18 protein-coding genes are annotated in these 25,169 nt (G+C 48.8%); 13 read left to right on the plus strand and 5 right to left on the minus strand.

The window, feature by feature from the left end; translation table 11 throughout:
* Nucleotides 1-217: 217 nt before the first annotated feature.
* The 7 genes from AC6B99_RS00490 to AC6B99_RS00520 all read left to right on the plus strand — a co-directional run bounded on the left by AC6B99_RS00490 (nt 218) and on the right by AC6B99_RS00520 (nt 7,689).
* Nucleotides 218-559 (plus strand): nitroreductase family protein, encoded by a 342-nt coding sequence (locus tag AC6B99_RS00490; RefSeq protein WP_056031170.1) that lies wholly within the window; start codon nt 218-220, stop codon nt 557-559.
* Nucleotides 556-879 (plus strand): nitroreductase family protein, encoded by a 324-nt coding sequence (locus AC6B99_RS00495; protein WP_496662498.1) that lies wholly within the window; start codon nt 556-558, stop codon nt 877-879. The genes AC6B99_RS00490 and AC6B99_RS00495 overlap by 4 nt, the downstream gene beginning before the upstream one ends.
* Before the next feature lie 45 nt (nt 880-924).
* A complete protein-coding gene (locus AC6B99_RS00500) occupies nt 925-2,778 on the plus strand; it encodes an ABC transporter ATP-binding protein (protein WP_442952503.1) in 1,854 nt (617 codons plus the stop codon).
* Nucleotides 2,747-4,483 carry an ABC transporter ATP-binding protein gene (locus AC6B99_RS00505; RefSeq protein WP_496662499.1) on the plus strand — a complete coding sequence of 579 codons (1,737 nt, stop codon included), beginning with the start codon at nt 2,747-2,749 and terminating at the stop codon, nt 4,481-4,483. The genes AC6B99_RS00500 and AC6B99_RS00505 overlap by 32 nt, the downstream gene beginning before the upstream one ends.
* A gap of 189 nt (nt 4,484-4,672) precedes the next feature.
* A complete protein-coding gene (locus tag AC6B99_RS00510) occupies nt 4,673-5,701 on the plus strand; it encodes a serine hydrolase domain-containing protein (protein ID WP_496662686.1) in 1,029 nt (342 codons plus the stop codon).
* Between the two features lie 117 nt (nt 5,702-5,818).
* Nucleotides 5,819-6,739, plus strand: a complete 921-nt coding sequence (locus AC6B99_RS00515; protein ID WP_496662500.1) for a hypothetical protein — start codon at nt 5,819-5,821, stop codon at nt 6,737-6,739.
* Nucleotides 6,740-6,834: 95 nt separating this feature from the next.
* Nucleotides 6,835-7,689 (plus strand): AraC family transcriptional regulator, encoded by an 855-nt coding sequence (locus AC6B99_RS00520; protein WP_056031155.1) that lies wholly within the window; start codon nt 6,835-6,837, stop codon nt 7,687-7,689.
* A 159-nt stretch (nt 7,690-7,848) separates the two neighbouring features.
* Here AC6B99_RS00520 and AC6B99_RS00525 read toward each other — a convergent pair whose 3' ends face one another.
* Both AC6B99_RS00525 and AC6B99_RS00530 read right to left on the minus strand, forming a co-directional pair.
* On the minus strand, nt 7,849-8,835 hold the full coding sequence (locus AC6B99_RS00525) for a diguanylate cyclase (protein ID WP_494864727.1): 987 nt from the start codon (nt 8,833-8,835) through the stop codon (nt 7,849-7,851).
* Between the two features lie 122 nt (nt 8,836-8,957).
* Nucleotides 8,958-9,764 carry an alpha/beta fold hydrolase gene (locus AC6B99_RS00530; protein ID WP_494878844.1) on the minus strand — a complete coding sequence of 269 codons (807 nt, stop codon included), beginning with the start codon at nt 9,762-9,764 and terminating at the stop codon, nt 8,958-8,960.
* A gap of 317 nt (nt 9,765-10,081) precedes the next feature.
* Here AC6B99_RS00530 and AC6B99_RS00535 point away from each other — a divergent pair, with 317 nt between their 5' ends.
* Nucleotides 10,082-10,849 (plus strand): helix-turn-helix domain-containing protein, encoded by a 768-nt coding sequence (locus tag AC6B99_RS00535; protein WP_496662501.1) that lies wholly within the window; start codon nt 10,082-10,084, stop codon nt 10,847-10,849.
* Between the two features lie 93 nt (nt 10,850-10,942).
* Entirely contained in the window at nt 10,943-11,596 is a 654-nt protein-coding gene (locus AC6B99_RS00540) for a hypothetical protein (RefSeq protein WP_494864733.1), read from the plus strand.
* A gap of 190 nt (nt 11,597-11,786) precedes the next feature.
* Here the strand turns inward: AC6B99_RS00540 and AC6B99_RS00545 are convergent, their stop codons facing one another.
* Nucleotides 11,787-14,024: a carboxylesterase/lipase family protein gene (locus AC6B99_RS00545; protein ID WP_496662502.1), complete on the minus strand. Its 2,238-nt coding sequence runs from the start codon at nt 14,022-14,024 to the stop codon at nt 11,787-11,789.
* Nucleotides 14,025-14,269: 245 nt separating this feature from the next.
* On the opposite strand from AC6B99_RS00545, the gene AC6B99_RS00550 reads away from it, so the two are divergent.
* Complete coding sequence (locus AC6B99_RS00550; RefSeq protein ID WP_496662503.1) at nt 14,270-14,596, plus strand: TroA family protein; 327 nt, start codon at nt 14,270-14,272, stop codon at nt 14,594-14,596.
* 9 nt (nt 14,597-14,605) lie between these two features.
* Here the strand turns inward: AC6B99_RS00550 and AC6B99_RS00555 are convergent, their stop codons facing one another.
* Together AC6B99_RS00555 and AC6B99_RS00560 are read right to left on the minus strand one after the other, a co-directional pair.
* Nucleotides 14,606-15,082, minus strand: coding sequence for a glycoside hydrolase family protein (locus tag AC6B99_RS00555; protein WP_494878841.1), 477 nt, complete (start codon nt 15,080-15,082; stop codon nt 14,606-14,608).
* Between the two features lie 27 nt (nt 15,083-15,109).
* Entirely contained in the window at nt 15,110-15,667 is a 558-nt protein-coding gene (locus AC6B99_RS00560; RefSeq protein WP_056031140.1) for a hypothetical protein, read from the minus strand.
* A 515-nt stretch (nt 15,668-16,182) separates the two neighbouring features.
* Here AC6B99_RS00560 and AC6B99_RS00565 point away from each other — a divergent pair.
* The 3 genes from AC6B99_RS00565 (at nt 16,183) to AC6B99_RS00575 (ending at nt 25,089) form a co-directional block, all read left to right on the plus strand.
* Nucleotides 16,183-17,184 carry an S-layer homology domain-containing protein gene (locus AC6B99_RS00565; protein WP_494878840.1) on the plus strand — a complete coding sequence of 334 codons (1,002 nt, stop codon included), beginning with the start codon at nt 16,183-16,185 and terminating at the stop codon, nt 17,182-17,184.
* Between the two features lie 25 nt (nt 17,185-17,209).
* A complete protein-coding gene (locus AC6B99_RS00570) occupies nt 17,210-18,442 on the plus strand; it encodes an S-layer homology domain-containing protein (RefSeq protein ID WP_496662504.1) in 1,233 nt (410 codons plus the stop codon).
* A gap of 836 nt (nt 18,443-19,278) precedes the next feature.
* On the plus strand, nt 19,279-25,089 hold the full coding sequence (locus AC6B99_RS00575; protein ID WP_496662505.1) for a PKD domain-containing protein: 5,811 nt from the start codon (nt 19,279-19,281) through the stop codon (nt 25,087-25,089).
* The last annotated feature ends 80 nt before the right edge of the window (nt 25,090-25,169 follow it).

Here is a 25,169-nt window from a genome sequence, read left to right on the forward strand (position 1 = left end):
AACCCGCTTGAAAAGTATAGGAGAGCCGGAGCCACGGCGACGTTAACGTTAGAAATGACGATAACGCCGCCACGGCTCCGGCTTTTTCTCATATAAAATGGCTGCTATGCGGCTGCATCTCCGTCCACCGTCAGGAATAATCCGTCCAGAGGTAGCTGATATTCATTAATGATGATAATGTTTCTCAATAGTAGTGTCATAAGGGGAGGATTTTCGCTTGAATATACAGGAATTGATTAAAGACAGAAGGACGATCCGGAAGTTTAATACACAGCCGCTTTCGCAGGAGACGATCCTGGAGCTGATGAATATCGCGGTGTGGGCGCCAAATCATAAGCTGCGCGAGCCATGGCGGTTCATTTGTGCGACTGAGATGGAGTCGAAGGCGAGGCTGGCGGATCATATGGTGGGTTCGCTGTCGGAGCTCAAGCGCTATAAGCTGATGCCGAGCAAAATCAAGCAAATGTACAAGGACAAAATTCAGCTAATACCTGCGGTTTTGTTCAAATATAGGAAAGGATATGATTTTCTCATCCATTCTCTATATTTCTCGGAATGAAACGCGCTGCGCCGCCAAATGACGGCGACAGCGGTTTCACCTTGGTCGTCGTGAAGGAGGAGAAAAGCAAGGTGAAGCGCGATGAGGATTTTGCAGCGGCGTGCGCATTGATTCAGAATTTTCAGCTGTGCGCTTGGGAGCAGGGCATCGGCATGGTGTGGTCGATTGATGACACGTTATGCGGAAGCGCGCCCTTCTGCAGCTCACTCGGAATACGCAGCGATGAGCGCATCGCCGGCATGCTGTATTTAGGGTACTTCGATCAGAAGCCAGCACCTGGCAACCGCATTTCGGCTGATAAAAAAATGACGTGGCTGTAGGGCAGCACGTCCCGATGATTTTTGCCTGAAGGAGAGGAAGCTATCATGGCTGGAAAAACAGCTGGAGAAATCGCAGGGAAAAAGGGAATCGCAAGGCTGCTGGAATTGGCGGGAGAACGCCGAGGGCTGCTTGCTGTATCAGGGATTTTTTCCGCATTAAGTGCCATATGCATGCTGATTCCATATATATCGGTCTATTTTATAATAAAAGAACTGCTGGAGCATGCGGCGAACCCGGCAGCAGCGGACAGCGGGCTAATGATTCGTTGGGGCCTCGTTGCACTAGGCGGCCTGTTAGCCAGTTTGCTCCTGATGTATGGCGGCGGTCTGGCTTCGCATATTGCGGCGTTTCGGATTTTGTATGGCCTGCGGGTGAAGCTGTCCTCGCATATTGGCCGTCTGCCACTCGGCTGGCTAAACAGCACCTCGACCGGAGCAGTCAAGAAGACGCTGGATCAAAATGTTGAGAAGGTCGAGACGTTCGTCGCGCATCAGCTGCCGGATCTCATTCATATGGCAGTCACGATCGTTATAATGATTATCGCCATGTTTTGGCTGAATGTGTGGCTCGCTGCTGCCTGCCTGATTCCGATTGTGCTGGGCTTCGTGCTGCAAATGCTGATGATGTCAGGCTCGAAGAAGCAGGAAAGCATCAAGCAGTATTATGATTCGCTGGAGCGGCTGAATGGTTCAGCCATTCAATACGTGCGGGGAATGCCAGTCATTAAAGTATTTGGGCAGACGGTGTTTTCCTTCCGTCAATTTTATGAGGATATGGTCAAATACCGGGATTTTTGCGTGAAATATACGGATCAATTTCAGTATGGTTTTTTATCGTTCAAAGTCGTTCTCGGCTCATTCACAGCCTTCATCCTGCCAGTAGGCGTGTTCCTGCTCCAGCGTGATCCGGGCAATGTGGCTTTTGCCGCTGTGCTGCTGTTCTTCCTCATTTTGTCGCCGGGCATTACCGCGCCGATGTTCAAGATTATGCATCTTGCATCTGGGCTGCGCGACATAAATGAAGGGGTTGAGCGAATTGACAAAATTTTCGCCGAGCAGCCCGTACCAGAGCCGGAATTTCCTAAACGTCCGGTTTCCTACGAGGTGACCTTTCATGATGTATCCTTCTCTTATGGACAGGCCGACAGTCTCGTGTTGTCCAACGTGAGCTTTGTGGCGCAGCAGGGGGAAGTAACGGCGCTCGTTGGGCCATCGGGGGCGGGGAAATCGACGGTGGCAAGCTTGCTTCCTCGCTTCTGGGATGTCCGTGAAGGAGCGATTCAAATTGGCGGCGTCGATATCCGCGATATGGCGACGGAGGAGTTAATGAATACGGTAGCGTTTGTTTTTCAGCAGACGTTTCTATTTTACGATACCGTCTACAATAACATTGCGATCGGCGTGCCTGATGCTAAGCCAGAAGCGGTATATGCAGCAGCGAAAGCGGCACAGTGCGATACGTTTATCACTCAGCTTCCGCAGGGCTACCATACGCTGATTGGCGAGGGCGGCGTTTATTTGTCAGGTGGCGAGGAGCAGCGTATTGCGGTAGCGAGAGCGATTTTGAAAAATGCGCCAGTGCTTGTGCTGGATGAAGCAACGGCTTTTGCCGATCCGGAAAACGAATTTGAAATGCAGCTTGCATTGAAGGAGCTGACGAAGGGCAAGACGGTTATCGTCATTGCGCACCGGCTGTCTACGATTCGCGATGCGTCGCAAATTATTGTCATGGACGAGGGCTGTATTGCCGAGCGTGGCAAGCATGAGCAGCTAGTCGCCGCCGGGGGGCTGTATTCGAAGCTATGGAACGCTTATACGGCAGCAACAGGCTGGCGAATTGGAGCAGGGAAGGAGGCAGGGAACAAACATGGGAATGCTGAGCAATATAACAGCAGGTAATCCAAAAGCATTATGGAAGCCAATTGCATATACAACGCTCTCCAACCTGGTAGCGATTATTCCTTTTATTATGCTCGTTGAGGTGGCGCAGCTTATCTTTACTTCGTTTGCCGAACCGGGTACAGCTCTTGATATGACGAGGCTTTGGTGGGTATGCGCCAGCATGATTGGGGCGTTGGTGCTGCTTTATTTAAGCGAAATACCCGCCTATCGCGCGCAATTCCGCGGTGCCTACACCGCAGCGGTCGATGGCAGAAGCCGTCTTGCGGAGCATTTGCGCAAGCTGTCGCTCGGGTATTTGAATAAGCGTGATCCCGGCGATCTCGCCAATATGATGATGGGGGATTTTGCGCTCGTTGAGCATGGTATTTCCCATGTGGCGCCGCAGCTGTTTGCCGCTGCCCTGACGCCGATTTTAGCTTTGATTGGGCTGTCGCTGCTGGACTGGCGGCTCGCTTTGGCGCTGTTCGCGACGCTGCCCTTTACGATTGTCATCGTACTGGCGACCTCGGGACTAACCCGTAGGCTGGGTGCGAACCATATGGCGGCGAAAATCAATGCCTCCAATCGGCTCCAGGAATATTTGAATGGCATTCAGGTGATTAAGGCTTTTAATTTGACGGGAGAGCGCTTCGTGCGGCTTGAGCAATCATTTAAAGATTTTATGCGTCACAGCATTCGGATTGAGGGGCTTCTGGGTCCAGTCGTGCTGAGTGCAATCGCCTTTCTTCGCGCGGGATTAACGCTAATGACCATTGTCGGGGTATATTTGCTTGCTGGAGGCAGCCTTAATTTGATCACCTTCGTTACCTTTTTGCTAATAGGCACGAGAATTTATGATCCGTTGACGACGGCGCTGACTAGCTTTACAGAGTTCCGCTACAATGAGCAGGCGGGAAAACGAATCATTGAGCTGATGAAGGAGCCCGTCATGCCTGGAGAGAAGCAGCCTCCTGCTGGTCATGATCTCGTTTTTGACAAGGTGACGTTCGGCTATAATGAGCATGCCGTTATTCAGCAGGCAAGTCTAAGCTTGCCGTCAGGCTCCTTCACCGCGCTGGTCGGCCCTTCGGGCAGCGGCAAAAGCACGATGCTGCGGCTGATTGCCCGTTTCTACGATCCAAGCGAGGGGCAGGTGCTGCTCAGCGGGGAGGACATTCGGGAGATGAACCCGGAGGCGCTGCTGCGCAAAGTATCCATGGTATTTCAGGATGTGTATTTGTTCCAGGATACAATTGCGAATAATATAAGTGTCGGCAAAGCTGGGGCGACCCAGCACGAAGTAGAGGAAGCGGCTCGCCAGGCATGCTGCCATAATTTTATTATGAAGCTGCCGCAAGGCTATGAAACGCTAGTTGGAGAAGGCGGAAGCACATTGTCCGGCGGGGAGAAGCAGCGCATTTCAATTGCGCGGGCGATACTGAAGGATGCTCCGATTGTGCTGCTGGATGAAGCGACGGCTTCGCTCGATCCTGAAAATGAAGCCGATATTCAGCAGGCGATCGACCGCCTCATTCAAGGGCGTACCGTTATTGCCATCGCCCATCTGCTCAAGACGGTTATGAGTGCCGACCAAATTATTGTGCTGGATCAAGGCCGAATCGTTGAGCAGGGCCAGCATGAGGAGCTATTGGGCGCGGACCGCTTGTATGCGCGGCTATGGAAGCTGCAGCAGCAGACGGCGGGCTGGCAGATTTCTTCTTAGATTTTGCATGGTGATTGGATAGAGAAAGGCCAAAAGGGAATGTCGAATGGAGCTTATCCATTCGGCATTTTTATTTTTGACGGGAGCAGGTTAAAGCTTATCATAAATGGTTGAATTATAAGAACATGTGTTCTATAATGTGGAGGGGTGACTGGAACGAATTGGAATGAGAGAGGGCTGGATCAGAGTATGCCATTAAATATTAATGTAGTTGAACGCATGGGGCATTATGGAGTGGCAGGTTTAAGTGCTGTGTTTATTCGGCAGGGGCAGTTGAGCGAGGCAGAGTGCTTTGGTGTTCTGGAGCAAGGAGCCTCGCATCTGGTGAATAGCGATACGATTTTCAACGCATGTTCCATTAGCAAGTTTTTAACAGCTATGCTCGTTATGAAATTGGTCGAGGATGGTCTTCTAGCATTAGATGAGGATGTAAATGATAGGCTCATTTCATGGAAGGTTCCGGGTCATCCATGGACTGCTAGCAGCAAAGTGACTCTTAGGAAGCTGCTTAGCCATCAAGCGGGCATTGTTGATCCAGAGGGAGGATTTGACGAGCTTCATTCCAGGGCGCTTTTTCCTCCAATGGTGGCGTTGTTAGAGGGAGAGACGTCTTATTGCAAAGTGCCTATTAAGGTGGAATATGAGCCGGGAAGCGACTTTCAATATTCAGATGCAGGCTATTGCATCATTCAGCAGCTCATAGAGGATGTTTCAGGGAAGCCCTTTGAAATCGTCATGAGCGAGCTTATATTTGAACCTTTACATATGAACAACAGCACGTTTCGTCCATCATTATTAGAAGCAATGAGCGGGAGAGTTTGCTGTGGACACGATAAGCAGGGAAAGGCAGTGGAAGGGAAATATCCGATTTATCCTTATCCGGCAGCAGCCGGGCTTTGGACAACGCCGTCGGACTTGGCCATTTTAGTTGTGGAATTAATGAATGCTCTTAAAGATCAAAGTGAAATAGGATTGTCCGCAAGCTATGCGAAGGAGCTCGTTACCCCTCAAGGCGTTACAGAATGGACGGGGCTTGGCCTTTTTCTAGACCATTCCAAGCATGAGCTGGAAATTTCCTCGCTCGGCTGGGGCGTAGGCTTTCAATGTATGCTAGTTGCTTTCCCATTCACAGGAACGGGAACCGTTATTATGACGAATACTGATTTAGGCATTCATCAGTTAAAAGGGATGATTGGGGAAATGATCTCTCCGTCTTGAGCCTGAGGCAATATCCGCTTTCCGTTCAGTGAAATACTGGATAAAGGTCCGTTCCGGTTACCCTGTCCATTCCTTTAAAGTTAAGGCAAGAAGCTAATAGGGAATGGATGGGATAATATGATTAGGAATTTAGGTGCGGAAGCGGGCTCGCAATGGGAGGAGCCAGCAAAGAAGGTTCGTCTGTTTCAGGGGGAGGGCCTGCTGGCGTCACTAGGCATATTTGGCTTTGTGCTGGCAGCGGTATGCGTGGTCTGGATGCTGCTCTATGGTGGCGAGGTTGCGCCAAAAGGGGATGTAAGCAAAGCGGCTTCCTTTAATGCGGCATTGGGTATTTTTTTGCTTTCGACAGCGGCGATATTGCCTTTGTCCGCTATGAGCACGAGAGGCAAGGCGATTTTTCGCTGGTCTTATGCGGTTCTTTCCATGTATTCGTATTTCGCTGAAAATGTACAAAATATGCGCGGCATGAATCCGCGTTTTGCAGAAGGCGGTACAGTCTTTGATATAGCTGTGGCAGCCGGTTTTAGCCTTGTGGCCATGCTGCTGATCGTGTTTTATTGCGTGTTGGCCGTTGCTTTCTTCCGCAGCAGATCGTATAAGCTAAGACCGGAGCTGGTGCTTGCCATCCGCTATGCGATGGTGGCGATATTGCTTTCCTTCGCCGCTGGCATTTGGATTTCCTTGACGGGGAGCCGCATGACAGGCGGGAATGGGAATATCATCTGGCTTCATGGTCTGGGTTTTCATGCGATCCAAGCTGTACCGCTTGTCGCATGGCTGTCGGAGCGCACGAGGCTGCGCCCGCAGGAGCGCCGCAAGTGGGTGCATGTGGCGGGAGCTGCCTATATACTGGGCTTGCTTGAAGTAGGCTGGCAAACTTGGATCGGCGGAGCCATGCTGGAATGGTCGCCGCTGCCGCTGCTCGCTTTGTTCTTCTTCTTGCTGTCTCTCGGGTCTGGCTGCTTTATGTTATGGCAGTCCGTAGCAGGCGGGAAGAGCGCAGAGGTGAACAGCCCGTCGCTGGAACGAGAGGGATAATACGTTACAGGGAGAAGCCTTGCATTCTTGTGCAGAGAATGCAAGGCTATTTTATGTTACTTTAAGTATAGTAGTGAGCAGAGGAGGGCTGGATAATGGATTGGGTATTACATATGAACGCAGCCATTGGCTATATTGAAGATCATTTGGCTGATGAGATTGATTATGCGGAAGCAGCCCATATAGCGGGATGTTCACTCTATCATTTTCAGCGGATGTTCCCCTACATTATGGAGGTGTCGTTATCGGAATACATTCGCAGACGACGGCTCAGTCTGGCAGCGTTTGAGCTGCAAAACAGCACGGTAAAGGTTATCGATGTGGCGCTCAAATATGGTTACGATTCCCCCGAAGCGTTCGCCCGTGCTTTCCAGCAGCTGCATGGTACTACACCGACTGCTGCGAGAAGTGCCGGTACAAAGCTGAAGGCCTATCCGCGACTATCCTTTCAAATTTCAGTAAAAGGAGCGGCAGCAATGAATTATCGAATCGAGGAGCTTGGCGCATTTTCTGTCGTTGGTCTTTCGGAGCAGGTGCGCAATAGCGAGGTGTTTGAGACGGTACCGCGTTTATGGGCTGAGGCAGCACAGGCTGGACTGTTTGAAAAGCTATGGGAAATCCGCGCAGCCGAACCCGGTATCCGTGGCATACTTGGCGTATGTGCGGACGGAGGGCACGGGCAAAATGAGTTTTTGAACTACATTTTAGCAATTGAAACAGAGCAAGAGGCTCCTGAAGCTATGGTCCGCCGAGAGTTTTCGCCATCATCATGGGTGGTATTTGAAGTGGAGGGCGGACCAGATCAGCTGGCCGGTATTTGGAAGCGGCTGTATACGGAATGGCTGCCTACCTCAGCCTATCGGCTCGCCGAATTGCCGGCTATCGAATGTTATTTGCCGCCAGAAGAAAACCGTAATGAGCTATGGGTGGCGGTTGAGGCGAGAGCTTAAGAGACCGACAGCCGAGCTGCTGCACGATTTAGTTGGCGAATAGCGCGCATTTCGGCAATCTAGTAAGTGTGAAATAAAGCAAAAGAAGAAGCCGTCTTCGCCTCGCAGCGCAGGTGGCTTCTTCTTTTTTACTTGGAGTCCTATCTATCCTACTGCCTGCTACTTGCTGTTCACTAAATGATCCGCATGAGTAATGCGGTTTCTTCCGCCCGTCTTTGAAGCATAGAGTGCAGTATCCGCTTTATGGATCAGCGTCTGGTCCGTGTCGCCCGGTGTAACGGTTGCTGCGCCAATGCTGACTGTAATACTGTACTCTCCCCAATCCATAGAAGCGGTTGTCGTGCAGTATCGTTCTGCGGCAACGATCGCTTTTTCCTGATTGGCGCCGGAAAGAATGATGACGAATTCCTCGCCCCCATAGCGGGCGGCAATGTCCTTCTCCCGAGACATCGTTTGCAGCAAACGGGCCAGATTGGTCAGCACAAGATCGCCGACGGGATGTCCGTAGGTGTCATTAATCTTTTTGAAATGGTCGATATCAATAATGAGCAGCGAGAAGGGCTGCTGTGTTTCTTGGAACAAGGCAAGCTGTGCCAGCAAGCTGTCCTGGAAAAAACGCCGATTTTTAAGCCCGGTCAGCGCATCCGTGGAGGCCATCGTTTCGAGGCGATGGTTGATCCCTAACAGCTCCTGCTGTTTAAGCTCATACTCCTCATGCAGGAGCTCGAGCTTCTTATTGGCTTCATGAGTGGCCTGATACAACTCTTCAAGCTTCGTCTTGGTTTGTAAAATATCCTTCTCGTGCTCGATTCGCTTGCGCATCACTAACACAACGCAGTCAATGAAGGTAACCCCGTCACGCTCCTGGCGAACCCCGTTCAGCAATACAGGCACATCTTCATGGCTGCTCGTCCGAAAAGAAAAGTACATTTCATCGACGCGCCCATACAATTGAATGTACGGATAAAAATACGTTTGAAAAAACATTTTGTTCGTCACCGACATGGTGGAATGAATATGCTGGCCAAGCAGCTCATCGCGCTCATAGTGCAGCATGTCCAGTAAAGTCTGATTAACCGATTGAATCAAGCCTGCGTCCGATATGGAGAAATATCCGCAGGGAGCTTTATCTAATTGAATATCCATATAAGGGCTGCCTTTCTTTAAAATATAGGAAAGGATATGATGTTCCCATCCTTCCTCTATATTTCTCGGATTGAAACGCGCCGCGCCGCCAGAGGACGGCGAAAGCCGTTTCACCTTGCCTACTAAACACTTGCTAAATATTCTTTAATCATCTGGCTCGTCTCTTCAGGCTGACTTAAATGCGGATAATGCCCGGTCGCTGTCATCTGCCGAAGGACGCTGTTTTTGAGATGGGCATGCAAGTAATGGCCTACTTCAACCGGAGCGATACTATCGTCGGTGCATTGAAGAATCAGTGTAGGCACAGATGCATGCTGAAGGCTGACACGGCAATCGGAGAAAAAAGTAACTTCTGCGAACTGCCTCGCGATATGCGGGTCTCTGGAGCAGAAGCTTTTTTCCAATTCCTCGCTTAATTCCTTGCGCTCGCTATTTTGCATGACAATGGGAGCCAAGTAGCTGGCCCAGCCAATGAAATTCATTTCCATCATGGAAAGCAATTCTTCTATATCGCGTTTGTCAAAACCTCCGTAATAATCCGGAAGATCGTTCACATAGCGCGGAGAAGGACCGAGCATAACGATACGCTCGAAATATTTAGCATCATGAATGGAAGCGAGCATGCCAATCATGCTGCTAACCGAATGGCCGACGAAAATAGCATCTCGCAAATCCAGCGTTTCCATTACATCCAGCACATCCTGGGCGTAGCCCTCTAGGTCATTATATTTTTTTGAATCGTAATTGTGAATTTGCGATTTTCCAGAGCCTACATAATCAAACAATACAATTCGATAGTTGTCTACAAAGCTAGGAACCATATAACGCCACATATCCTGATCGCATCCAAAGCCATGAGCAAAAACAATCGTTTTGCTGCCTGTACCCATTACCTTTACATTATTCCGTTCCAAAACGTCGATAGTCATATGAAGCTCCTCTCTGAAGCGCCCTGATGAAGGGATAGCGATGAATGTTGGCTTCTTGTTCATTATATCGGAAAATGGAGGAAGATTGATGATGGTTAGCAAGATTCAATGCTGGAACTAGAGAAATAAAGCATGAAGCAGACGTCACAGTTTGCTGGGGCTCAGGGCTATTTTCCAAAAAATGCGATTATAACTTAGCTGTCTGGGGTAAAAGGCCATAAAGCATAAAATATCCGGTACCGTGAAGAGATTCAAGTTTTTGCCAAGTTTGACCGATAAGTATAAGAGTGAGTTAAGCAGGGAGGAATAGCACGACCATGCCACAAACGATCAAGACTCTGCGCCAGCGGTGGGGTGGAGGCCATATAGAAGAATATCGCAAGTCCACCGCATCGTTCGCCCCCAAGCAGCAATTCGAAAGCATTTCCCTTCAAAATAAACCGTTGATTACGGCTTTCCACGATAGTCTCTCTACCATTAAGGATCATCTCACAGGCAATTATTTATTTCTGCTGACTGATGCGAAGGGCGTTCTGCTTGCCATGGATTACAGCGACAATTTGAAACAGACGGTTGCCAAATCGAAGCTGCGCCTTGGCATGTACTTTACTGAAAAAAGCTGCGGCGTCAATGCGATTTCGGCAGCGATGGCATCGAATGGACCGGTATATTTACTGCCGGAGCAGCATGGAAGCCCTCTTTTTCAAAGCTGGCACTGCTTCTCTACCCCTCTTGAGGTGAATGGGGAAACGGTCGGTTATTTGGATGTGTCCACGATTAATGCGGATATGAAAAGCGAGCTGATTGCGATAGCCAAGCTGATTCCGACCGACATGCTGTTCCGTTACGACAAGCAGCAGGCTGCGGAGGATTTGGACCAAGGGCTGGGCACGGTGCAATTAACGGAACGCCAGCTTAAGGTGCTGCAGCTGATCTCACAGGGAATGAAGGTCAAGGCGATTGCATTGAAGCTCAAAATTAAGGAGAGTACGGTCAATCATCATAAGCGAATGATTTTTGAGAAGCTTGGTGTGCAATCGAGTACAGAAGCGGTATCTATCGCCAGTAAATGCGCTTATTTGTAAAAAACAACCTATAGTTTTTTGTAGGTGGAAAATAATAGGGTCTATGCTACACTTTCGAAGTACACAAATAGAGAATATTTATCGGAGGGTATTATGTCTAAAATGTCTAAAAAGAAGCTAGGTTCCTTATCGCTGCTGCTCGTGCTTGTAGCTGTATTGGTTGCAGCATGCGGAGGCAGCACGAAAGATGTTGATCTAGGGACGACAGCAAAAGGAACGTATAGCAATGAATATTTCGGCGTATCGCTGAACTTCCCGGAAGAGTGGGAATATCAAGATGCTGAAACGATGAACCAACTGACTAGTGAGGTTGGAGAAGCGATTGTCGGCAACGATGATAAAAAGAAAAAACAGCTCGACTACGCTCAAACGAAGACGCTTAATTTGTTGATGGCTTCGCAATACCCGATCGGGGGAGAGCAGACGGGAGCATCCGTTATGGCGATTGCGGAAAAGCTGAGCATGCTGCAAGGCATCAAAACAGGCAAAGACTATTTGGAAGCATCCAAAAAATTCATGGTCGAGAGCCAATTGCCTTACGAATACAAAGATATCGTCTCGACGAAAGTTGGCGGCAAAGATTTTGATATGATGGAAGTTACAATCAATGCAGGCGAAGTGACGGTTACGCAGCATTACTACAGTGCGATTCTGGAAGGCTATGCGTTCAACCTGATTACGACTTATTTGGATGATGAAACGAAAAAAACGACGGACGATGTAATAAGCTCCGTTACGTTTAAATAAGCAAGCGCACTATTTGCGGTTGAAAATAGAGCATTAACAGCCCGGCAGCTGTCCTGAATGGACGCTGCCGGGCTGTTTTTTTTATATGGTTGCAGATATGTCGAGGCAAGGCTGTGTTTATCAGTACTTTACTCTACACTACACTAGTCTTCACTACACTAAGATAAATGCTTAACGCTGCGAATGAGGCTTACCAGAAAAATCTGCCCGCCAATACGTTTTCTTGCAGAAGCTTTAAGGTGTCGGCTGGTAGCTCTTTTTCCATGCGGGAAAGCACATCTGCTTTCTTGTAATATTCATTCGACATATGAATCGTCTGATGCTCATTTGAAGCATCCAGACGCAAAATGCGATCAGCGCCATTCTTCGCCGTCCACGGTGTCCATGCTGGCAGGAAGCTGGCATTTGGATTGCCGGTGTAGAGGAAGTTTTTCCAGTAACCGTGAATGGCTGCTGTCAGTTCATTGCGACCAGGCTCATTTTGCTCGGAGAAATAGCCGTCAGGGAAATACGCAGCAATGCCAGCTTTGCGTCCGAGAATGAAATCCATGTCAGCGCCGTGCGTTGCGCCAATCAACTGCTGCAGGCTGCTCGAAATGACGCCATCCTGTGTGCCCCATGCAAAACGGTACGCATAAACGGCTGGCTGTCCAGAGCGTGCCGTCAGTACCTCGGCTGCGCGCTCTGCATTGAAGCCGGAATACAGCTCGCTGCCATATTTGATAGCTGCTGCATATTGTGGCCCCTTCACCGGGTCCTTCAGCAGGCTGCCGTCAGCGAAGCCAGCAGCGAATGAGGGATCGCTCAAGGCGAAGGCGGAAAACTCCGTCGCTGTGCTGCCCAAAATCATCGGAAGCTGCGCATATTTGCCGCTCTTCAATACGTTAAAGCCCTCCGCTGGCAGCACCGTGCCATCGCTAAATAAATGCGGGAACGGCGCCATGCGGATGGCCGTTCCACCAAACTGCTGCACGAGGTCGGCAGCAGGCTGCTTGCGCAAATATGCCGCGAGCTGCTCGGCTGTTTGGCCAGCCACCCACTTGGCAGCCGCCGCTTCATCGGCGGCTGTGCCATCCGCAGCGGCCAGCTTCGCCAGCACGCTGTTCACCTTGGCGTCGCCGTCCGCCGTAGGCGCGGTCGTCATGCCGCCGCTGAGCACAATGGCTTTCTGAAACAGCCCTTGGCTCAGTGGAGAGATGACGGCCGCCATGACATCGCGGCCGCCGGCCGATTGGCCGGAAAGCGTCACATTGGCCGCGTCTCCGCCGAATCCGCCAATGTTGCCCTGCACCCATTTGAGCGCCTGGAAAATATCCAGCAGCCCATAGTTGCCTGAATCCTGAACCGCATCGCCTGTTGCTAGGGAAGGGTGATGGAAGAAGCCGAGCGCACCGAGGCGATAGTTGATCGATACGACGATGCTGTTCGTCGCTTCGGCAAGCAGGTCGCCTTTGAAATCTTTGCCGGAGCCGGTCATATTGCCGCCGCCGTGCGCGAAGACAAGAACGGGCAGGCTTGTGCTGCTGTCAGCCGGCCGCCAAATGTTCAAATACAGGCAGTCCTCGCTGCCTGCTGCCTTGCCAGCTGCGAGCTGGGTGCAATTCGCAGCGAAAGCGGTCGTCGCCAGCGTGCTTGTCCAAGCTGCTGGCGCTTGCGGTGCTTGCCAGCGAAGCTCGCCGACTGGCGCCTTCGCATAAGGCACGCCGAGCCAGCTAAGCGTGCTGCTCGCTTCATCCTTGGCGCCTTTAATCGCGCCATAGGCGGTCTGTTGCGTCACATCGGCAGTGAAAGGCGCTTGTGCCGCTTGTCTAATTATAATCGCGGCCAGCGTTTCGCCGCTGATTTTATGCTTTGCTTTCAGCGCTTGCGCCGTGGCGGTGGCAAGCTGGGCATTGGTCAGCTTGCCGCCAGTTTTCAATGCGGCTAGCCCCTGCTTGGCTGCAAAAGCCAGCACCTCGGCTTCTTTATAATCTATGCCAGCTTCATAGCCGAGCGCCTTCAGCAGCACCCGGGCATATTCCTGCGCGGTGACAGCCTGCTGTGGCGCGAAGCGGCCATCCTTATCTGCAAGCCAACCGAGATGCGGATGAGCTTTCAAATAGTTAATCAGCGGCTGAAGCACTTTGCCTGCTTTCGCCGCATCAGGGAAGGAATCGCTTCCCGAATAGCTAAGCGCTTCTTTCTCTAAGCCTTTCAAACGAAGAAACAGCGTCGCAGCTTGTGCGCGAGTCGCTTGCTTGCTCCAATATTTTTCGCTGAGCGCTTTGCCATTGCCCTTAATCATTCCTTGATCGATGAGCGACTGAATTTCGGCAGATACTGCCGCAGCAGCAGGCACCGTCATGCTCGCGTAGCTGTAAATGGGCATGCTTCCGAATAAAACAGCAAGCAGTAAAGCAACAACGCTTATTTGTCTGACCTTCCCCATTGTACAATCATCCTCTCTGTTGTCATCCTTTATGATGCCTTTTCATTATAAGAAGTTGCTTTCAATGCCACTACGACGATAACGACATCTAACATGTTCAAATCCGACTTATTGTAATCGCTTTCATTTAAATGATCATTTTGTATAAACGGGTTTGTCGAAATGCCGCCAAATATCGAACACATGCGTGCTCAGCGAGCTAAGCGAAAGCTGGCGGACGCTGCTGCATACCGTAGCCGATTATTTTGGACGAGTGGGGCAAGCAGGGCAGGTCATATACAGACGGAGGCAGAGGCTTTGCTGCTGTGGTTTTGTATGGAGATTTGGGATTATGCCCGTCGCCGGCGGTACAGATAGGTCCTGTTCCTTCCAAAGCGGTTGGTTCGCGCATGATCAAGATGACGCTTGAGGAGCTTGCGCTGCTATCAGCTGACCATCTGTTTATCACGTTCGACAAGTGGCACAGCCAAGCGGAAGGAGAGGAGCGCCGGCTGCTGGAGCAGCCCGAGTGGCGCAGCCTTCCCGCTGTACAGAATAGCTGTGTGTACGAGGTTGATTTTCTTCTTGGATGAACAATGGCGTCATTTCCAATAGTAAAAAAATCGATGATATATTGCGCGCGCTTGCTTGAAAAAATGCTCAAAGTCAGTCGTCGTCACCGACCAAATTCGATGATTGCGCGGCCCCGGCTGGATGGTTGAGGACCAGATGATGCGATAAGCCTGAGCGGCGGTATCAAAAAAGATTTCCGGCGCCCACGTATTTTGCGTATCCGGCTCCGCTTCCATAACGGGAATCAGCTTCGCCTCTTCCCAGTGCAGAAGATCGGCTGAACGCGCATAGCCAATGCTGCAGCTGCTCCAGCCATCGGTCCAAACGAGGTGGTACAGGCCGCGCTTCGGGTCTGGCAAAATAAACGGGTCGCGGATTAGCCCGCTGCCCAGCTCCGATTGAAAGACTGCCTCGCCGCCCGCGAAGTCGCGCCAGCTGTAGCCATCCTCGCTTTCGGCTAGAAACAGCCGCTCATCCGTTTCTTTAAAATAACTGAACATATACATGGCAGCACTCTTCCTTTGCTAGCTTATTTAAGTCCTGAAGTGGCGAAAATATGTAATAATATGAGCGCCGGCTCCGTCAATTCGAATATCGTTGGCACGTGGCGGCAAAAAACCTTCCGTACGGCTGCTCATATAATCCCAGTAAGGCTTATCTTTCATACGTTCCTGCTCATAAATGCCGTTAGGATTGGAATAATTGTAGATGCTCATGCGGTCGGTAATGATAATAATTTCGCTAATATCGGAGCGAGAGTAGGCCGTATTGGACAGCAGGTCAGTAATCGACTCATTGCTGCGGATTTGCTGATAAATGTCGGCGCCCCAGCGCCCGTCCTCCAAAATTTGAATCACATTTTGATTAATGACAATAGACAGTGCTAGCGAGCGAATCGACTGCATCTGCTGCGTCAGGCTCTCATTAGTCTGCTCCAGCTGTGACAGCGAAGCATCGCTAATTTTAGCGGACATTAGCTGTGAAGTAGAGTAGTAAACGATGATCGCCTGCACCGCAAGCAGCAGCAAAATAACCAAGCTGCTTACGATAACGAGCGTTGGCTGCAGCTTATAGCGCTTGAACCACTTCATCTTGTTGGCCTCCATCTAGGTTAAAGTGAAAATCTGAGCGAGAAAGTTAAAACCTATCTTACTGTTTAATGTTTCGGGTGGCAAGGAAGCGCTTGTGATTTAATTTGTAGGACTTTAGATGGGGGGGAGGTATAGGCGGCGAAAGACGCTTGCGAGAACAGTAAGGCTGCTGATAGCGAATGAAATAAGGGTTTTGGCAGTGCGATAATATGGAAAAAATCACAAGTGAAAGAAGAGGAGCGACTAGGCTTGGATAGCTCGCATAACGGCTGCTGAACGTAGAAAATTGGTTATTTATGCAGAAAATCAGCGAATTTAGGAGCATAATGAGGAGTTTGGTGAGTTTTTGTGACGAAAAGATCCGAAAAATGGATTGACAATATTTTATAAAATAGGGTAAAGTATAAAATAATTATGAAGCGAAGCACGCTTAAATCCTCCTGGGTTTTTTGCGTGCTTTTTTGCGCTTTATGGGGGGATGGGCTGTGCCATTTTACCTATGAAGGAGTCCCCGCATGAAGAAAAATCAATTTATGTTAACGGTTGTTGTCGCGCTTGCCTTTAATCCGGTTTTGCATGCCCAGGCAGCAGAGGCGAAGCAGCAGCTAAACGATATGGACGGCCATTGGGCCCGTATTCCCGTGGAGCAGGCGGTACAATCCGGTTATGTGAGCGGTTATGCGGATGGTACCTTTCGACCGAATAAGCTGGTAACTCGAGCAGAGCTGCTTGCCGCAGTCGTAAAAGCACAGCAGCTTAAGGTCGCCAATATGGACACGCCTTTTCTGGATGACACCGGATGGTTCCGCCCTTATTTGGCTGCCGGGTTGAAGCTCAGTCTATTGAAGATGACGGAATATGATTCTGCCAAGTTCAAGCCGAATCACGCGATCACGCGCGGAGAAGCGGCGAGGCTTTTCGTTCGGGCAGCAGGCGAGGACAAGGCGGGGAGCACGAAAGGCTATGTCTATATGTCCAAGCAGCTTGGCCTAATGAAGGGTGATACTGCCGGGAGGATCGGGATGGGCCGCAAGATGACGCGTGCGGAAGCGATTGTGGTCATTTATCGGTTGCTGAATTGGCAGTCTGCGCAGCTTCGGGCTGCTGGGGGCATTACGGAGCAGTCCGCTTATACATCTACGGGGGAGCTGAAGCAGCTGGTTTTGTCACTCGAAAGCTTTTCGGGCGATGTGATGGTTAGTGGTCAAACGGTGCTGCTTAATCCTGAAGGCAGCGGAAAACCTGCAGATTATAAATTAGTGTTGGAGTATGACAGCAGGAAAAAAGCAACGATGATATGGCTATATGAGAAGCCCTCATTACATAAGGAGTTGTTAATGGAACTCTTGGCCCGTTATGTAGGCGAGTCTGCGGATACGGCTTACCGGGATGCGGTCAAGCTGGACGCTGGAAAAGCGTTAGAGGCTAGACTGCTGAAAACCTATAAGGGGAAGAAAATCATAATGGACAAAAGTAGGGCCAGCAAGTCTTTGGCTATTATTATTTATGCAAACTAATCTAATCGGAAGAAGGTTAAATAAGATGGGGAAAATGGGATTGCAATGGTGGAAAGGCTCTATTGTATGGCTAGTGTTGGTGGCGGTAGTGTTTACGGTTACGTTGTCGTTAACGTCGGTAGATTCTAAAGTTGCTGAGGCAGCCGCGCCTGTGTTTAAGGATATTTCAGGACACTGGGCGAAGGAATCGATTGAAGCTGCGGTGAAGGCGGGAATTTTGAACGGGTATCCGGATCAAACGTTTAAGCCGCAAAATCCGATTACGCGTGCGGAGCTGCTCAAGGTTATTGCGCTGACGACGAAGGTGGAGGCAGCAGCAGCTCCTGCTGGCAAGCCGTGGTATGCAGGCTATCAGAAGGCGCTGACTGATGCGAAAATCTATGCCGCAGGCGATTTTACGGGCGATCTGAGCAAGGCGGTAACACGCGTGGAAATGGCTAAGCTCGCCGTACGCGGAGCAAATGCTGAGTATCGCGGAGCAAAGCTGACGGCGGATGAGTTGATGTTCCGCGCCGTGAACGCGGGCTTGCTATCGCGTACAGGAGCCAAGGCGGAAACGATAGACCCAGATGGTACGACTACTCGGGCACAAGCGGCGGTTATCGTCACGCGCCTGCTGAAGCTTGCTGGTGGCGGGAAGCTGTCGGTAGATCAGGGGGCTTCTAGTGCCGCTGAGATTAAATGGCATGATCATAATGTGATTACTATGTTAGGCCAAGATGATTTGGTGAAGCTACCGTTTACGAAGGAAATGCGGTCAGGTTTCGAAGTATCGATTCAGCAATTAGTAATTATGGATCCACTCGATAAAAACGGCTATTATGCTGAGTATTTGGAGGGTGCAGAGTATCAGATGAACGGTAAAGATTTAGATCCAAAAAAGACACCTGGGCTTGTCTTTGGGTATAAACTCGTAAGTAAAAACTTAATAGTTGATTCGAATAGAAGTGAAAGTGGCCCTTCTAGTTTCTATATGTATACTGAAGGCGAAGGGGATGTAGCTGCAACTCAAATTCAAGATAAATTTTATTATTATGACATGAAAACGATTGAACGCAAGGGCATATTTAAAAACAAAATGGAGCTTTATTTTGGTACGAAAAACAACGTCGAGTATAATTGGCAACTTCCTTTCGTTCCTAAGACGGTTATAGAAGCACAAGTGAAGAAATATGGAGGATTTCCAATTCATTTGAGAACATACAGTTCACAAAAAGACTACTATTTGACAGGAGTTAAAGATGTATGGGCAAAATAAAACCGTTATTATCATTACTACTGATCTTTTCCATAGTAATAGGTATTTTTCAGATTCAACCTCCAACGATATTGGCTGCTACCTCTGAAACTATCACAAAAAGTTATAAAGTAAAGTTAGGGGCAGATGGTCTTTTCGATTTAGCTTCTAGTAGAAGTAATGTAACTACTGTAAATGCACTGATTCCGGATGGCTATAAAATTAAATCCTTTGAACTTTGGTCAATGGTGGCTAATAGTAAAGGTGAATTGAAGTTAACCAATTCAGGGAGCGCTCAAAGTAATTTTAGTTATTCAAATAATGAAATAACAGTGAAAAAGTTTTCTGGAACAAAAGTAACCGCCACATCTGAAGGCTACAATCCAGATATGTATTTTGCCGTTAATAGACGATCAAACGGTAAAGAATGGGTCTTTAAAGGTGTTGATGGTGTAACTTACAACGTAACACCGCCTGCTGGCGATGCTTGTTGGCAGGGTAACATGTCCATTTGCCCAGGAATACTACCATCAAAAGATGTGACTGGAAAGACAATATCTACTCATATGAAAGATTCTCAAGGATGGGCTGTTGTTACAAACCCCCAGTTTGATGGTCCTCAGTATTACACATTTAATAACGAGTCGGTAATTATAAAGAAATTAATTCCATCAACCATTAAAATTACAGACGCACGAGTTACTTCGAAAAATTTCGAGAAGATATTTCACAAGATAGTAGAAGCTAAAAAAGGAAACGATGGTTATGGTTATATCTCAGTAGCTGTTCCGATGGATAAAACAAATATTAACTGGTCGTATAACGATTGTAATGGTTGCACAGGAAATGCTATAGGAATGAAATACCTTATTTCAGCATCAACTGATTGGACAGGACAAACCTACTATTACGAAGGTGAAGTCCGAGTCACATACGAAAAACTACCTCCAATAGACCAGCCCTACCTCGACTGCTCCTGCAAAGCTGATCCATCAACTGTTGCCTTTGCAGACAAAGACGTTACTGTAAACTCAACAATTACTGCAACGATAAAACAGCGAGGCTCGCTTAAAATAAAAAACTGGAAAGTATTTGGCCGCCTTGAAGACGGGACCCAATATCAGACGCAGAACATAGCTCAGGCATTGGACACGATCAGCTATAAATTTGCATTCACAATACCGAAAACCCAGTTGAGTGGCCGAGACAGCTTCACCGAGACATTTGTCATGCGCGCCATAGTCACATTCACGGACGGAACGACAGCGGAGCAGGCCATTGAATGCACGACGACCGTTACAAAGCCGGGAGCATCTACGCCAATCGCTACAGCTTCCAATGGAGGATCCGAGCCGACGCCTGCGCCAAGACCAATCCTCGAAGTGAATGCAAACTGGAGTCCAACCTCCATTTTCACCGGTGATCGGGCTACATTATCGGCGACAGCCCGAGGATATACCGATTATTCGTGGGAATTAACTGAAAATTTAGACGAATTTAATTTTGATCAAAAAGCTTTCTCTCATCCCACGGTGACCTTTAATGAACCGGGCGTTTATAAGGCTACGCTGAATGTATCTAACGACTATGAAAGCCAATCAGATACGGCGTTGCTTTATGTCAATGACCCGAAACCAGTCGCCATCATTTCTGGTGTAACGCGCTGGATTCAGGGGAGGTCCTTCCCGCAGCCTTATCATCTGAATAACTCGTTTTCACCACTGTCGGAGCGGGGAGTGACCATTGATTTCAGCAAGTCGGAAATTCGCTATAAGAAAAATGATAGTGGTCCTTATACGGTCGGTGTATGGCCTGCTAAAGCACCGGATCAGCTAGGAGCCTACACTCTTGAAGGCAAGGTCCATGATTCTCAAGGGAGAGAAAGCGAATGGACGGCTTATCCATTGGAGGTTGTTCCTGATCAGCCGCCTGTAGTGGCGCTTTTAGCTGCCGAGCAAGGCGTGCGCGATAACGAAAACACGATTTATATGGATGCAAGCAGCCCAGATGGCGACAAGCTGGAGCGCCTTTTGCTTGAAGAGCGTTACGATGGTGACAATGATGGGGATTTTAATGAGGAACCATGGCACACGTTGTATAACGGGACTTACAAGGAGGTGCATAGTGTAAAATATGCGACAGTTGGCAAGCGGCAGTACCGGGCAACGGTTACGGAGGATTATGGCTTGTCGGCACAGTCTGCTATTGTAGAAACGGACATTATTAATCGCGCGCCAAGTGTGGATTTTACAGCTATCGGCCTGACGCAGCAGCCGGATCAGGGGGAGAGCAGCGGTCCGCCAATTACCTCATATTCTCCGGAATCGATTTTGCGATCATGGGTTAATAAGACGCCATATGAAGGAGGGGCGACAAATAAGGCAAGCTGGAAATCAAATGGAGTTAATCTAACGACCCGCAATGCGCTATGGGCAGATTTTAATGGAAGCTATAACTTGGCGAAAAAGGTGAAGCCGCTGCCGGCATGGGAAGGCAGTATCGGTCAAATTTATGCTGGCTACAAAACGACAGTGATGACCGAGGCTGGGTATTATTATGCTTATAGCTACAAACCGCCAGAGTCTAAAAACTGGGTGTTTTCCATTCGTGATGTATGGACAGGCCAGATTGAACATACGTATGTGCATCCCGGAAGCACATTCAAAGGGGCATTTTATCAATATCATCCAGCCCAAATGAAGCAGGCTTATTTTCTAGAAGAAGGAACAGTGAATGTTTCTGGGGATGCGCTGCGCATATATGACATCGAGACCGGGCAGCTATTGGAGGAATACCCTAACATCGCACCCCCAGCGACTGGAGGTGCAGCGGGCAGCAGCTATTGGGACGATCCGAGCAATAAGGTCATCGGCACTGCTTTTTCGCCAGATCGGCAGTTTCTGTATGTCGCTTATCGGGAAAACAACGGAGGTCGGACGTTTGAAATTCGGCAAAAGCTTTATGTAGCTAAATATTCTATCGCACAAAAAACGCTGTATTGGACAAAGCTTGTACATGCAGGAATAGATTCATGGAACGTTTACCAGATCGGCAGTGTAGATGTCGATGCAAATGGCAATTTGTTAGTGGCTGCAAACATGCGCAGAGGTACGGAAGATAATTGGACGGCATTATTTTATGTCGTAAACCCTAATGGTCAGCTTATAGCCAATCATGTTACGGGCAATGGCATGCTTTCTGCTATTACGATGTCTGCTGACCGAATGAAAAGCTATGCGACTTCCATGCGTTTTGAGTTTGGAAATTACGGATATTCTCAGGTGAGTGGCGTTCTGTCTTACGGTACAGCAACGAATAGCTTTACGAGGCCGGAGAAAAACAGCGGCACGATTGATGTATTGAAATTCCCTTACGAGCTCGCGAAAACAGCGGTAAATAAGTCAGGAGTTATGGCAACGCCGTATGGTTTTTTGATAATGCCGGACGGTTCCATAACGAGAGGCGATGATAGAAATCCATATCGAATGCTGGACGATTTTATAGTTGCAAATGATAAAAGCCCGTCGCCAAGCGATCCGATCATGACGCAAATTTTATGGCCTAAAACAGGCTTAATCGGTCCTTTTTCACAGCCTTCGGATGAATTTTGGGCAATGGCATCTGGTGTGAAGCTATTTAATCAAATTACTTATCAGACATCGGGTGGCCAGCAAGTTTGGGCAAGCTCAACATTTCAAAAATTACAGCATTGGGCAGGTGTATTGGGCATTAATCAAACGCCGTCTTTAGGTGCGGAAACTTATGAGAACAAAGCCTATTTTGTGACGGAAACGATGAAATATTCAGATGGAAATGGCTATGATGGAGTTGCTTTTAACGCTTCATCCAATGTCCTTCCGAATGGTTCGGTTTTAGGCATCGGAACAGATGTTATCTATACGGGACCATATTCAGGCTCACTCACGAGCAAAAAAGTAGTTATTCCTTTCACAGGTGAATCAACAGGAGATTTGCCGCGTCTGCTAAACGATGCTACGGTTGAGATTGATAGTGAGGCATGGGGCGGACTGCTTTACGATCCGAATAGCATAATGAGAAATCAGGTGCTTGAATTTGAGCTATCCATTAATCATTTATCGAATGATAGACCAGTAGGGGCAGCTATTCAAATTCAAGATGAAAAAAATATGTACGCATTGGAGTGGACGAGCAGCTCCCTTACGCTTTACAAAGTGACGAGCGGCAACAAGACCGTTTTGGCTCAGGCAGCCATGCCGCTAAGTGCGGGTATCCCTTATGCTTTCAGGCTAGAATCGCTCGCAGGTGTACACCGAGTTTCTATTAATGGGGTTAACAAGCTTGAAGCGACGGACGCTACTTACAAAAAAGGTTCAGCAGGCTTAATGTCGCTTGGTCAGCAGCAAGCCTCGTTTAGCCAAGTGAAGCGCACCAATTATGGCGATTCTATTCCAGAGGAAACCTATGAAGCCGTGCTTATAGGCGAACAGATTTTATACAATAAGCTGTTTAATGATCCTGAGACGGATGCGAAATTGGCGGAAAAATGGAGCTACGCGCATAACCCAAAATATTTTGCCAATACGCTTGGCCTTAGCCAGTATGATGGGAGAGCATTTGGAACTGCGCTAAATTCGCTCGAAAAGCCCGGATTGTATGCCATTACTTATATGGCACAGGATAATCCCGGACTGGCTGATTACCGTTTGTTCTCGGAGCCGGTTACAAAATCGCTTTATGTGCACCGCAGACCGATTGCGCAGCCGGATATTTGGTTTACGGGCACCGTTTACGCTGGAGGGGAAGCGCTGGATTATTTGACGCACGATACGTCTTATGACCCGGATGTTCCCGGTTATTTGGCGGATCGTTTGTTTCGGACACGCTGGGCGGACGAAAGCGCCTGGACAACAGGGAAAAGATTGCTTTATAGCCGTCCCGGCATCGAGCTGATCGTTCAGGAGCAGGTGAAGGACATGCACGGAGCATGGAGCTTCTGGGCGGAGACGAGAGTTTATAAGGAGGCACTGCCTGCAGTCAATCAGTCCAAGCCAGAAATGGTCATTACCTATCCGGCAGGTTCTTCTTCCGCTCCAACAGTTGTCCTGGGCGATCCTAATCTGAAATGGTTATATCGGGATAAAGAAAATGATCCGCAGGAACAGTTTTATTTGAAACTAACTTATGTGGATAATGGCCAAACGGCGCTGGAGGTAGAATACCCGGGCAGTGATGTCAGCTTCCAGCTTGAAGCAGGCACGATAGATATTGGACGCAAGGTGAAGGTGCAGGGGCGTGTATTCAGTCGTGGAGCATGGTCGGATGATAGCAACGTCGTATATTTTATCATTGATTCGCCGCCCACAACGTACTTGCTTAGCTATAACGGGGCAACAACATCGGAGCCGATCTATACGAATAACAATCGTCCGAGCTTGCGAGTATTTACCGTTGATCCTGAAAATGATCCTATTACAGCAATCGATTATGAGGTATTTTTCCATGCTGTGGATCGTAGGGTGCTGGACACTAATATGGCGAGTGCTGCAGCCAGTCATATACCAGCATTCAATTTGCAGGAAGGTCTGCATTATTGGAAAGCGAGAGCCTATGACAGTTATGTATGGGGGCCTTACAGCAGCAACGGCTATTTCTTTGTGGATACCGTGCAGCCGGATGATGTGGAGGAGCAGCTCGAAATCAAACCGACCTCGGTAACGGTTAATTTTAATGCTTTTAGCGATGCGTCCCCATCCTCAGGCCATGCAGCTCGAGTCTTTTATATGCAAAAGGTTCATACAGATGGCAGTGTGACGACGATTGATTTAAATGGCGATGGTTCGGCCGAATACAGCATAGCCCTGCAGCAGGCGGCACGTTCTCATCAAGTAACAGGATTAATTCCCGGACAAGCGTATCGATTGACGGTCATAGATACGGATGTAGCGGGCAATCTAGGGAAATATGCGTATATTTATTTTGTGACCAATCGCCCGCCAACGATTGATGTAGACTGGTCTCCGAAACCGATTTTTGAAGGGGATATGGTAACGTTCGAGGCGATTGCAGCTGATCCGGACAAAGATACGCTGGCTCTAAAGATGGAGCTTCAGTCGCCTTCCGGGCAAAAATATGCGTACGAGTATACCGTTTCCTATCCTTACGCCAAGACAGGGCCGAAGCTCAAAATGGAGCAGACTGGCGCATGGCAGCTTAGCGTAACGGTAGATGACGGTTTAGCCGAACCAGTAACGATCTCCCAAACCGTTCAAGTGCAGCCGCTGAAAGTGGCGGGAATGGTCAATCATACGGACGATTGGAACAGCATTCGTAAATCCTATAACAAAAAGCAGGGCGGAGATGAAGAAACTCCGCGTGCATACAGCGTATTTTGGGCAGGCGAAAAGTTCATTTTGGTAGCGAATGCGACAGAAACAGGGACGGATACGAAGCCAGAGCGCGTTGAAGTTGCCATGAACAGCTATAAAACGAAGCTGGAGGTGAAAAATACGGCGGGCACATTATGGGCTGGCGCGCTATGGGATGCTTCCTTTGAAAAGCTTAACAAAGGAACATTAAGCTTCACATTTACAGCTCATTATAATAATGGAACAGTGAAGCAGGATGTTGTCCAGGTGTCGATAGATGGCACGATTAATGATGTTCTGGGTGTTCATCGCGTGCGATAGAGTTTATTTTGTGCAATTAGAATAATCAGGACGGCTCAGCTGGTCTATGCAGATTTGCTGGGCCGTTCCAATGTATAGCA

This window comes from Paenibacillus liaoningensis (assembly GCF_059609455.1).

Bases quoted from the DNA above. Each gene is read 5' to 3' on its own strand.
- AC6B99_RS00495 (WP_496662498.1), top strand. From the start codon at position 556: ATGAAACGCGCTGCGCCGCCAAATGACGGCGACAGCGGTTTCACCTTG.
- AC6B99_RS00500 (WP_442952503.1), top strand. From the start codon at position 925: ATGGCTGGAAAAACAGCTGGAGAAATCGCAGGGAAAAAGGGAATCGCA.
- AC6B99_RS00505 (WP_496662499.1), top strand. From the start codon at position 2,747: ATGGGAATGCTGAGCAATATAACAGCAGGTAATCCAAAAGCATTATGG.
- AC6B99_RS00510 (WP_496662686.1), top strand. From the start codon at position 4,673: ATGCCATTAAATATTAATGTAGTTGAACGCATGGGGCATTATGGAGTG.
- AC6B99_RS00515 (WP_496662500.1), top strand. From the start codon at position 5,819: ATGATTAGGAATTTAGGTGCGGAAGCGGGCTCGCAATGGGAGGAGCCA.
- AC6B99_RS00520 (WP_056031155.1), top strand. From the start codon at position 6,835: ATGGATTGGGTATTACATATGAACGCAGCCATTGGCTATATTGAAGAT.
- AC6B99_RS00525 (WP_494864727.1), bottom strand. From the start codon at position 8,835: ATGGATATTCAATTAGATAAAGCTCCCTGCGGATATTTCTCCATATCG.
- AC6B99_RS00530 (WP_494878844.1), bottom strand. From the start codon at position 9,764: ATGACTATCGACGTTTTGGAACGGAATAATGTAAAGGTAATGGGTACA.
- AC6B99_RS00535 (WP_496662501.1), top strand. From the start codon at position 10,082: ATGCCACAAACGATCAAGACTCTGCGCCAGCGGTGGGGTGGAGGCCAT.
- AC6B99_RS00540 (WP_494864733.1), top strand. From the start codon at position 10,943: ATGTCTAAAATGTCTAAAAAGAAGCTAGGTTCCTTATCGCTGCTGCTC.
- AC6B99_RS00545 (WP_496662502.1), bottom strand. From the start codon at position 14,024: ATGGGGAAGGTCAGACAAATAAGCGTTGTTGCTTTACTGCTTGCTGTT.
- AC6B99_RS00555 (WP_494878841.1), bottom strand. From the start codon at position 15,082: ATGTATATGTTCAGTTATTTTAAAGAAACGGATGAGCGGCTGTTTCTA.
- AC6B99_RS00560 (WP_056031140.1), bottom strand. From the start codon at position 15,667: ATGAAGTGGTTCAAGCGCTATAAGCTGCAGCCAACGCTCGTTATCGTA.
- AC6B99_RS00565 (WP_494878840.1), top strand. From the start codon at position 16,183: ATGAAGAAAAATCAATTTATGTTAACGGTTGTTGTCGCGCTTGCCTTT.
- AC6B99_RS00570 (WP_496662504.1), top strand. From the start codon at position 17,210: ATGGGGAAAATGGGATTGCAATGGTGGAAAGGCTCTATTGTATGGCTA.
- AC6B99_RS00575 (WP_496662505.1), top strand. From the start codon at position 19,279: ATGAAATACCTTATTTCAGCATCAACTGATTGGACAGGACAAACCTAC.